Raw genomic sequence first — 1,163 nt, forward strand, 5'->3', positions numbered from 1 at the left:
GAGCTGGGGGTGGCCGCAGAGACCAGCGAGAAGCGACTGTTTACTAAAAACACAGGTCCGTGCGAAGCCGTAAGGCGATGTATACGGACTGACGCCTGCCCGGTGCTGGAACGTTAAGGGGACCGGTTAGCTTGGATTCGTCCAGGCGAAGCTGAGAACTTAAGCGCCAGTAAACGGCGGTGGTAACTATAACCATCCTAAGGTAGCGAAATTCCTTGTCGGGTAAGTTCCGACCTGCACGAATGGCGTAACGACTTCTCGACTGTCTCAACCATAGGCCCGGTGAAATTGCACTACGAGTAAAGATGCTCGTTTCGCGCAGCAGGACGGAAAGACCCCGGGACCTTTACTACAGTTTGATATTGGTGTTCGGTTCGGCTTGTGTAGGATAGCTGGGAGACTGTGAAGCATGCACGCCAGTGTGTGTGGAGTCGTCGTTGAAATACCAGTCTGGTCGTGCTGGATGTCTAACCTGGGTCCGTGATCCGGATCAGGGACAGTGTCTGATGGGTAGTTTAACTGGGGCGGTTGCCTCCTAAAGAGTAACGGAGGCGCCCAAAGGTTCCCTCAGCCTGGTTGGCAATCAGGTGTTGAGTGTAAGTGCACAAGGGAGCTTGACTGTGAGACCGACGGGTCGAGCAGGGACGAAAGTCGGGACTAGTGATCCGGCGGTGGCTTGTGGAAGCGCCGTCGCTCAACGGATAAAAGGTACCCCGGGGATAACAGGCTGATCTTCCCCAAGAGTCCATATCGACGGGATGGTTTGGCACCTCGATGTCGGCTCGTCGCATCCTGGGGCTGGAGTCGGTCCCAAGGGTTGGGCTGTTCGCCCATTAAAGCGGTACGCGAGCTGGGTTTAGAACGTCGTGAGACAGTTCGGTCCCTATCCGCTGTGCGCGTAGGAGTCTTGAGAAGGGCTGTCCCTAGTACGAGAGGACCGGGACGGACGAACCTCTGGTGTGCCAGTTGTTCTGCCAAGGGCATGGCTGGTTGGCTACGTTCGGGAGGGATAACCGCTGAAAGCATCTAAGCGGGAAGCCTGCTTCGAGATGAGGACTCCCACCCACTTGATGGGGTAAGGCTCCCAGTAGACGACTGGGTTGATAGGCCGGATCTGGAAGCACGGTAACGTGTGGAGGTGACCGGTACTAATAGGCCGAGGG

At 56.5% G+C, this 1,163-nt stretch carries 1 rRNA gene; it reads left to right on the top strand.

Features of this window, described 5'->3' with window-relative positions:
• Positions 1-1,160, top strand: a 23S ribosomal RNA gene (locus K7787_RS31400); the annotation flags it as partial.
• Between the last annotated feature and the right edge of the window lie 3 nt (positions 1,161-1,163).

Origin of the sequence: Streptomyces sennicomposti (assembly GCF_019890635.1) — a bacterium.
GTDB lineage: Bacteria > Actinomycetota > Actinomycetes > Streptomycetales > Streptomycetaceae > Streptomyces > Streptomyces sennicomposti.